8 protein-coding genes and 1 pseudogene are annotated in these 8,751 nt (G+C 45.8%); 3 read left to right on the top strand and 6 right to left on the bottom strand.

The features are described 5' to 3' along the window. From WAK81_RS10195 to WAK81_RS10185, 3 genes are all read right to left on the bottom strand, one after another. On the bottom strand, positions 1–2,212 hold a 2,212-nt coding region (locus WAK81_RS10195), incomplete at its 3' end, for a chromosome segregation SMC family protein (RefSeq protein ID WP_422196716.1). 11 nt (positions 2,213–2,223) lie between these two features. Next, the gene (locus WAK81_RS10190) at positions 2,224–2,919 is read right to left on the bottom strand and encodes a GntR family transcriptional regulator (RefSeq protein ID WP_422196715.1); all 696 of its coding nucleotides are present in this window, start codon (positions 2,917–2,919) and stop codon (positions 2,224–2,226) included. Positions 2,920–3,118: 199 nt separating this feature from the next. Beyond that, positions 3,119–3,922, bottom strand: coding sequence for a sulfite exporter TauE/SafE family protein (locus WAK81_RS10185; protein WP_422196714.1), 804 nt, complete (start codon positions 3,920–3,922; stop codon positions 3,119–3,121). Positions 3,923–3,949: 27 nt separating this feature from the next. Here WAK81_RS10185 and WAK81_RS10180 point away from each other — a divergent pair, with 27 nt between their 5' ends. Further along, a complete protein-coding gene (locus WAK81_RS10180) occupies positions 3,950–4,705 on the top strand; it encodes a biotin--[acetyl-CoA-carboxylase] ligase (RefSeq protein ID WP_422196713.1) in 756 nt (251 codons plus the stop codon). 14 nt (positions 4,706–4,719) lie between these two features. Further along, positions 4,720–5,460, top strand: a complete 741-nt coding sequence (locus WAK81_RS10175) for a type III pantothenate kinase (RefSeq protein WP_422196712.1) — start codon at positions 4,720–4,722, stop codon at positions 5,458–5,460. Here the strand turns inward: WAK81_RS10175 and WAK81_RS10170 are convergent. From WAK81_RS10170 to ffh, 3 genes are all read right to left on the bottom strand, one after another. Then, the gene (locus tag WAK81_RS10170) at positions 5,414–6,019 is read right to left on the bottom strand and encodes an RBBP9/YdeN family alpha/beta hydrolase (protein WP_422196711.1); all 606 of its coding nucleotides are present in this window, start codon (positions 6,017–6,019) and stop codon (positions 5,414–5,416) included. The genes WAK81_RS10175 and WAK81_RS10170 overlap by 47 nt on opposite strands. Before the next feature lie 143 nt (positions 6,020–6,162). Beyond that, a complete protein-coding gene (locus WAK81_RS10165; protein ID WP_155861763.1) occupies positions 6,163–6,729 on the bottom strand; it encodes an RBBP9/YdeN family alpha/beta hydrolase in 567 nt (188 codons plus the stop codon). Between the two features lie 150 nt (positions 6,730–6,879). Beyond that, positions 6,880–8,286 (bottom strand): signal recognition particle protein, encoded by a 1,407-nt coding sequence (gene ffh / locus WAK81_RS10160; RefSeq protein WP_005247147.1) that lies wholly within the window; start codon positions 8,284–8,286, stop codon positions 6,880–6,882. A 138-nt stretch (positions 8,287–8,424) separates the two neighbouring features. Between ffh and WAK81_RS10155 the strand changes: the two are divergent. After that, positions 8,425–8,751, top strand: a pseudogene (locus WAK81_RS10155) (cytochrome C assembly protein); the annotation flags it as partial.

Here is an 8,751-nt window from a genome sequence, read left to right as displayed (position 1 = left end):
GCATGGCATCTTCTTCAAGCTGCTCATCCAGTTGTTGCAGCTGATGCTGTAATTGCTGCTTTTGCAATGCGAAAGCCTGCGCACTGCTTTGTACTTTGGCAATGTGAATATCGAGTTGTTGCAGCTGCTTTTGGGTATGCTTGTGCTGCTCACTGATGCTTTGAATCTGGCTTTGCAAAGCTTTAACCTGATCGGTGAGTTCAGGTAACTGTTGCTCCAGCTGCATGAACTTAGGTTCAAGTTCTGCAAGTTGCTGCTCGATTTCATTCAGACGAATTCGATGGCTTAAAGCACCTTGTCCGGCCTGACTGGCTTCATCATAATCCAGAGCAATGACCCAGTCTGCACCGACATGGTAGCCATCCAGACTTAGGATTGACTGGCCTGCGCTCAGTTGGGTTTGCAAATCGAGAGCATGTCTAAAGTTCTCAGTCACAGCCACCTGTTGCCAGAGTGAATATTGAGGCTCATCAATCCAGTCTGCCAGACATGGGAGACCGGCAATCTGAATTTTATCTTGCACAGCATATGGCTTTAACTGACGTGCACAATCTTCAAGGAAGTGCTCGCCCTCGGCCAGAATCTGGGCAGATATCCATTTTGCCAGAAACTTTTCGATCAGGCTGGCATGTGCTTTCGCCTGTGGATTGAGTTTCAGCACCTGCATCAGCTGGACCGCATCACTCTTGGCATTCGGATTGGCTTTGGTCAGTAATTGGCTCAGGTTTTTCTTTTCTGAATGCAGGACCTGAATTTCAGATTTGAGCTGCATCAAGCGCTGCTGATGAGTCGCCTGCTCTGCCTGAAACTGCTCGAATTGAGTTCTTAAATCTTTTAATTGAATTTCATAGTCAGCAATTTGCTGTTCAGCTTGGGTTTTGTCTGCCTGATACTGCTCCAGCTCATCTTGCTGGGCCTGTTGCTGAATCTGTGCACTTTGCTGTTGTAGCGTCTGTTTTTGCTGTTCAATCCGCTCAATATTCTTCGCCAGTTGCTCGCTTTGAGCCAGCATTTGCAATTTACGCTGTTGCTGCTGTTCGACCTGAGTTTTAATCTGTGCGAATTGCGCTGCAATTGTACTCTGCTGGGATTTGAGCTCACTCAGATTTTGGCTTTGCGCCTGAGTCTGGCCATCTTGCTGTTGCAACTGCGCCTGCTGATCTTCAAATTGCTGCTGTAAAGTATCGAGTTGCAGTTCAATCAACTGCAAATGCTCTTTGGTCTGGGCTTTTTGCTGTTCCAGTTTAACCAAATTTGTAGAATTCTGCTCCAGCAAAGACTGCTTTTGCTGCAGGGTCATTTCCAGTTCAGCCAGTTTTTTCTCGGCCTGTTGCCATTCGCTTTGCAAAGGAGTGGATTGCTGAATCAGACGCTGGAACAGTTCACTGGTCGAACCCAAATCATGTTCAACAGTGGTCAGTTCGGAACGCACCAGCTTAAAGTTTTCCCCGAGCGTATTCATCTCAAGGGTATATTCTTCCTGTAAGCACTGGCTCTGCTCACATTGAAAAGACAGGATTTCGATCTTGATTGTGCGGATCTGTCCTTCCAGTTCTTTATATTGAATCGCACTTTCCGACTGACGTTTCAGGGTTTTTAGCTGGGATTTCAGTTCGGAGGCGATATCTTCCAGACGCGACAGGTTTTGTGTGGTGTGATCCAGATGCAGCATGGTTTCACGGCGACGTGCCTGATAGCGCGATACCCCAGCCGCTTCTTCAATATAAACCCGCATTTCATCGGGCTTGGCATCCACCAGACGGTTAATCATGCCCTGCTCGATAATCGCATAGGAACGTGGCCCAAGACCGGTACCAAGGAAAATATCGGTAATATCACGACGCCGGCATTTGCTGCCATTCAGGAAATATTCGGACTTGCCATCGCGGTTGACCTGACGGCGTACCGCCAGTTCGTTATAGGCATTATAAGCACCGCCTAGCTTGCCATAGGTATTATCAAAGCGCAGTTCTACACTGGCCATGCCCACCGGTTTACGCTGGGCAGTTCCGGTAAAGATGACATCCTGCATGCTGCCACCACGTAACTGGCGCGCACTGGACTCGCCCATGACCCAGCGTATGGCATCAATGACGTTGGATTTACCACAACCATTCGGTCCCACGACCGCAGTACGATTATCTTTAAAATGTAAAGTGGTACTGTCGGCAAAAGATTTAAAGCCTGAAAGTTTTAAACTGCTTAAACGCATAATGTCCTGATTTAACGTCGTGAGCGTCTGGCCCACGCGAGTTCAATTTGTTTCATCCGTGTCAGAGATTCCAACACAAGGTTGCGCAAGTGTCGACAAAAATCTTCCATAAATAAAGTGGCCTGATGGGTTTTTCGTATCAAAATTGCTTCAGTGACCAGTTTAAATAAGTCAAAAGATTCCTGTAACTCGCGTCTGGAAATATTCAGGGTCAGAAAATAGCTCCGACGTAAAGAAGGCAGCAGTTCCTGATAATAGCGCATCAGATAAGGATTCCCGACCATCTCATGCTGTTGGGCCATGCCCTGAAAGATCAGATCATAAAACTTTTCAGTGTGTCCTTGGCGGGTTTCTGCTTCTAATTGCTCTAATAATAGCTGAATGCGCTCAGCTTCATGCACCCGCCAGGTTTCCGCCATGCGATGCACCATCTGCCCGAGCAATAACGAGGTCATGTCAAATAAGGCACGCACCTGCAAGGCCGACATTTCCGAGACAATTGCCCCACGGCGCGGAAAGATTTCAATCAGCTGGGTGCGTTCCAGCAAAAGCAGGGCTTCACGGACCGAACCCCGACTGACATCAAGCTCCGAGGCAATCCTGAGTTCCTGCATACGTTCGCCTTCGACCAGTTCACCGCGAATAATCTGTTCGCTAATGTGCTTGGCAATCTGCTCAGACAAACTATGCGCTTGTTCTAATGGCATACCGTTCCTGTCTTTGTTTTTATGGATACTGGTTTAGCCCTTTATTTGGGCTATGTTGCTATTAAACGGGTTTTTATCAATAAATACTTTGACATTGTCAGACAATCTTATGTCTATATAGCCAACTTAGACTCATAAAAAAGGAGAATAGTGGGCTATTCTCCTGCTGCGATGCATTGATTGAACTGGCACATTTAGATCAGGCATTAAAACCCTGATAAATAAAATACAGGCCGACGGTGGTCAGTAATGCAGCAAAACATTTTTTTAATACGGCCGGTGAAAGCAGATGTGCCACTTTTGCGCCCAGCTTGGCAGTGAAAAAACTCATCATGCTGATACCAATAAAGGCATAAATATGAATATATCCAATCGTATTTGGTACGGTGACCTGCGCCTGTTTACCGAACCAGATAAAACCCAGCGCACCTGCAACTGCAATCGGTAAACCGCAAGCCGCAGAGGTCGCTACTGCTTTTTGCATCACGATTCCGCAGCGATTCAGAAACGGAACGGTCAGACTTCCCCCACCAATCCCAAAGATAGCAGAGGCCACACCGATCCCACCACCCGCAGCAATTTGTACCGGTGTTGAGGGCAATTTTTGATTCGGATCGATCTGAATATGTGCTCCCCTGAACATTCTAAATGCCACCCAGACCGCAAAGAAGCCAATCAGTAACTGCAAACCCTGACCAGATAAATAATCGGCAATCCCCGCACCCAAGAAAGAACCAATAATCAGACCTGGCGCCAGATTACGAAATACGGGCCATAGCACTGCCCCTCGTTGATGATGCGCCATCACCGAACTGATAGAAGTCACAATAATCGTTGCCAAGGAAGTGCCCACTGCCATATGCATAATCACGCTGGGATCGTACTGGAGCTGGGTAAAAACAATGTACAGGATCGGCACAATAATCAAACCACCACCGACCCCAAACAGGCCTGCAGTGAATCCGGCAATTGCACCAATCAATAAATATATGATTAACTCCATAACGATATTTACCACGTTTAGATTCAAATGGATGTAGAAACTCGTGAACTGCAACAACGATTAAGCGATGCAGGCCAACTCCCGGAAGTATTACTCATCAAACCGATTACAACATCAACCAATGATGATGTGCGTGAATTGGCAACGAAAGGGGTACAGCAGGTTCTGGTGTGCAGTCATGTGCAGACCCAAGGCCGTGGACAGCGTCAACGTCAATGGATTTCACCTGAAGGGAACATCTATTTAAGCACATTGCTGCATACACAAAAACCCATAGATGGTCGTCTGGCGCTGGAAATTGCGTTAAATATCCTGCAAATACCCAGTCTGCAAGGGCTGGAATTACAAGTAAAATGGCCGAATGACCTGTATAGCCTCTACGGAAAATGGGGCGGTATTCTGGTCGAGCCGATGTCGACCACACAGGTGGTAGTTGGTGTCGGTTTGAATATCGATCCTCTCTCTACTGACCTTCCAGATCAGCAGGTCAGTTCCTTGAGCGAGTTAGGATTGTCTCATACTTCAAGAGTCGAACTGATTGCCCAGTTATATCTGGCGATTCAACAAGCCGGGCAATGGTTTAATTATGGCAGTCAGAATCTGGCGGCGCGTTTCAATCGATCGGCTGCATTTATGCAACAAGCAGTTGAATTTACTGATGTGCAAGGGCAATATTCCGGTACTTTTCTGGGGATTCAGGATGATGGTGCGGTCAATATTACGACCGATCAGGGAATCCAGACCTTTTATCAGGGACAGCTCCGCCTTAAAAATGGTGGATGAACAGGTGTATAGCAATGAAAAAATTATGGTTGGATATCGGCAATACCCGGCTCAAATACTGGATTACCGAACATGATCAGATTATTGAACAGGCAGCGGAATTACATTTACAGTCTCCTGCTGATTTGTTACTTGGCCTGATCCAGCATTTCAAAGCGCTGGGCTTGCATCAGGTAGGTCTATCCTCTGTCCAAGATAAAATCAATAATGAGCGTATTCTCAGCATTTTAGAAAGTCTGCATATTCCAGTCATTTTTGCTCAGGTACAGGCAGAATATGCCGGTCTGATCTGTGGCTATGATGACCCTTCTCAGCTGGGCATTGACCGCTGGTTACAGATACTTGCAGTGGCGACTCAAGCGCATGAAAATTACTGTGTAATTAGTTGTGGTACAGCACTGACCATTGATCTGGCACAAGGACAACAACATTTGGGTGGATTTATTCTGCCGAATCTGTACTTGCAACGAGATTCCCTAATTCAGAATACCAAAGGCATTAAAATCCCAGATGCCGCTTTTTCTGAACTCAATCCCGGACGGAATACCATCGATGCTGTTCATCATGGCATCCTGCTCGGTCTGCTGAGCACCATCGAAAAAGTCCTGCATGATTTCCCTGCACAGCTGGTTTTAACTGGTGGAGATGCTCCACTTTTCGCGCAGCATCTCGCTCAGTATCAGCCCCGGATTGAACCTGATCTTTTGCTTAAAGGCCTGCAGCATTTTGCAGCTCATTTGCCAGACACTGTTTGATAATATCCAGCAATTGAGGAAATTCGGCAAAGCCATCAGACTTGTTAAAATGCCCGGCTTTTTTGATCTCAAAAATTTGTGCATTCAAGCTATGTGCTAAACGCAAGGAAATCGGTGCAGGCACATAGGGATCATTACTGGAAATCAGCATCACCGCACGTTTATAGCTATACGGCAAGTTTTTCAGATCGAGTCGCACAGCCTGCAGTATTTTATTCAGTTCTGACCAGGCCACTAAGGGCGTATCAAAGGCTGAGACCAGAATTACCCCGCCGATCTTGCGTTGCTGCTGAATATAATGTTCCTGTAAAAAATTTAAAACACTGACGCAACTCAGGCCATGTGCAACTAAAAAGGTATGTTCATCCATCTGCGGAATGTGCAGTTTCAGGTTCTGCTGCCACTCTTCTAAATCAGGCTGAAAAGGGTTGGCCAGCATAATACGTTTAGACTCAAAACCGGCATTTTTAAGCTGGCGACTGAGCCAAGGGTACCAGTGATCATTGGAGGTCGCCTGATAATCCGGCACGATATAGACTTTTTTTATTATATTTTTCATAGTGCATTACTTATAATTAATGAACGCAAACGGCGTCGATAAAAATCAGTTTTAAACAGTCTGGAGATGGAATTCAAGTATCTTTTTGAACACCATCTCATGTTAACTTTTAAAATTTAGCGAATACAATAACATGCCTAAACTTAAGATTTAATCAGATAAGGCTCGATTACTTTCCAGAGCTCCGGCAGATCAGTACAGCCTTGAGAATCAATAAAATGTCCGTGATGCTTGGCATTCACCACAATGGCATCCAGACTGTCCGCCTGTTCCAGACTAAATTCTGGCGCAACCCGATCATCGCCTTCAGAATAGATCACTACACGTTCTGCAATCTGCTGTTTGAGTAAATCAAAATCGATTTCAGCGGCATCAATAAAAGGGTTCACTTCATCCAGACGACCCAATCGGCCATTAAATCCCGCGATCAATACCAGTTGCTGAATTTTCTGCTGCTTTAATTCTCTGGATAAGTAATGCAATGCGGCCACAGTCCCCAAACTATGTGCGATAAAGATACTGTCTTCGTCAATTGCATCAATCTGTTCGCGCATTTGCTGATCCCAAGTGTCCAGTGTCGGTGTGGTCGATGGATCGAGCCGGAGGACTTTTAAACTGACATTTTCCTGTTGGGCTTTTTCCTGAATCCATGGGTACCAGTTTTCTTCCGGGCTTGCAGTATAACCATGTACGACAATCACTTGGTTCATTTGAAATTTCTCTTTATTTTGTGCTGATATTCCCGAGTCTGCCTGATTGAATTTTTATTTTGGGTAAGTAAATGTTGTTTTGTTTAAACCGGTTTGCCAATTCGTTCGCAATAAAAAAGGCGCATATTGCGCCTTTTTTAAAAACAAAACTTATTTCTTGTCGTTGCCGCCGAACAATGGGCCCATGCCACCGCCGCCGCCAAACTGTTTCTGCAAGCCGCCAAGTGATTTCATCATTTTTGCCATACCCGATGGATTGGCAAATTTTTTCATCATCTTGGCCATTTGTGCATGTTGCTTGATCAGCTTGTTGACTTCCGCCACTTCCATACCACAACCCGCTGCAATACGTTTTTTACGGCTTGGGTTCATCAGGTCTGGATTACGGCGCTCTTTCAAGGTCATTGACTGGATAATCGCTTCCATTTTCTTGACCTGCTTTTCAGGATTGGCTTGCGCCAATGCATCTTGCAGACCGGCATTGCTCATGCCAGGAAGTTTGTCCAGGAAGCCCATCATGCCGCCCATCTTGTTCATCTGCTCAAACTGCATCAGCATGTCTTCAAAGTTGAAGCTGCCGCCTTTTTGCAGTTTTTTCGCCATTTTTTCGGCTTTTTCTTTGTCGACCTTACGTTCAAGTTCTTCGACCAAAGAAAGTACGTCACCCATACCGAGAATGCGCTGTGCGACACGCTCAGGATGGAATGGCTCCAAGGCATCGAGCTTCTCACCCATACCCAAGAATTTGATTGGCTTACCGGTAATCGCACGCACTGACAGTGCCGCACCACCGCGCGCATCACCATCAGTTTTGGTCAGGATCACACCAGTTAAAGGCAAGGCATCGTTGAATGCTTTGGCGGTGTTTGCCGCATCCTGACCAGTCATGGCATCGACCACGAACAGGGTTTCAGTCGGGTTAATCGCTGCATGCAGCTCTTTGATTTCACCCATCATGTCATCATCGATATGCAAACGGCCTGCGGTATCGACAATCAGCACATCGGCAAACTGGATTTTTGCCTGTTCAATCGCACGATTCACAATCGTAATCGGTTTTTCGTCTGCGCTGGATTCCAGGAAAATCGCACCGACCTCACCTGCAACAGTCTGTAGCTGTTTGATCGCAGCCGGACGATACACGTCGGCAGAGACCATCGCGACTTTTTTCTTTTGACGTTCTTGTAAGAAGCGTGCAAGTTTCGCTGCAGTTGTTGTTTTACCTGCACCCTGCAGGCCTGCCAGCAGGACAACCACAGGGGGTTTTGCAGCGAGGTCGAGGCTTTCATTGGCCTCGCCCATCATTTTGGTCAATTCGTCATGAACGATTTTGACAAAAGCCTGCCCAGGAGATAACTGAGTCATCACTTCCTGGCCCAATGCTTCTTCCTTAACTTTCGCGATGAATTCACGAGTTACAGGTAACGCAACATCGGCCTCAAGAAGCGCCATACGCACTTCACGTAACGTATCTTTAATATTGTCTTCGGTTAGCTGCCCTGAGCCAGTAACATTTCTTAAACTCTGCGTGAGTCGTTCTGTTAAGGTATCAAACATTGCAAAATCCGCTTAAAATTGCTAGTTGCAAAAAAATCTTTCTTAAAATAGAAAATTTATGCATAAGATGCTATAGGATACTGTAGTTCGCATAGAATTTATATAAATGAATATTCATCATCCTGAAAAAGGTTTGACATGATCAGTCTCCCCTTGGTTTACACGATCTTAGCATTAATCGCTTATACCACATCTTTTTGGTATTTGTTTATCCACTTAATGTCAAAACGTGATCCAAACCATTGGTTTGTCGGGCTTGTACTGGGCTTAGGATTACTGCTACATACCGGTGTTCTATATAACGATATGTTGACTCCTTTGGGGGTAAATTATGACGTGTTTGTCCTCATGTCATTTACATCTGGGCTCATGTTATTGCTGAGCTTAATCTTTAGTACCTTTCGCCCCATTTTGGCACTGAATTTAATTGGCATTCCTGTTGCCGCAACGGGCTTAATCTTAGGC

It is taken from the genome of Acinetobacter sp., assembly GCF_049284435.1.
Taxonomy (GTDB): Bacteria; Pseudomonadota; Gammaproteobacteria; order Pseudomonadales; family Moraxellaceae; genus Acinetobacter.
This window is presented reverse-complemented; position numbering and strand designations above follow the sequence as displayed.

Bases quoted from the DNA above. Each gene is read 5' to 3' on its own strand.
- WAK81_RS10190 (WP_422196715.1), bottom strand. From the start codon at position 2,919: ATGCCATTAGAACAAGCGCATAGTTTGTCTGAGCAGATTGCCAAGCAC.
- WAK81_RS10185 (WP_422196714.1), bottom strand. From the start codon at position 3,922: ATGGAGTTAATCATATATTTATTGATTGGTGCAATTGCCGGATTCACT.
- WAK81_RS10180 (WP_422196713.1), top strand. From the start codon at position 3,950: ATGGATGTAGAAACTCGTGAACTGCAACAACGATTAAGCGATGCAGGC.
- WAK81_RS10175 (WP_422196712.1), top strand. From the start codon at position 4,720: ATGAAAAAATTATGGTTGGATATCGGCAATACCCGGCTCAAATACTGG.
- WAK81_RS10170 (WP_422196711.1), bottom strand. From the start codon at position 6,019: ATGAAAAATATAATAAAAAAAGTCTATATCGTGCCGGATTATCAGGCG.
- WAK81_RS10165 (WP_155861763.1), bottom strand. From the start codon at position 6,729: ATGAACCAAGTGATTGTCGTACATGGTTATACTGCAAGCCCGGAAGAA.
- ffh (WP_005247147.1), bottom strand. From the start codon at position 8,286: ATGTTTGATACCTTAACAGAACGACTCACGCAGAGTTTAAGAAATGTT.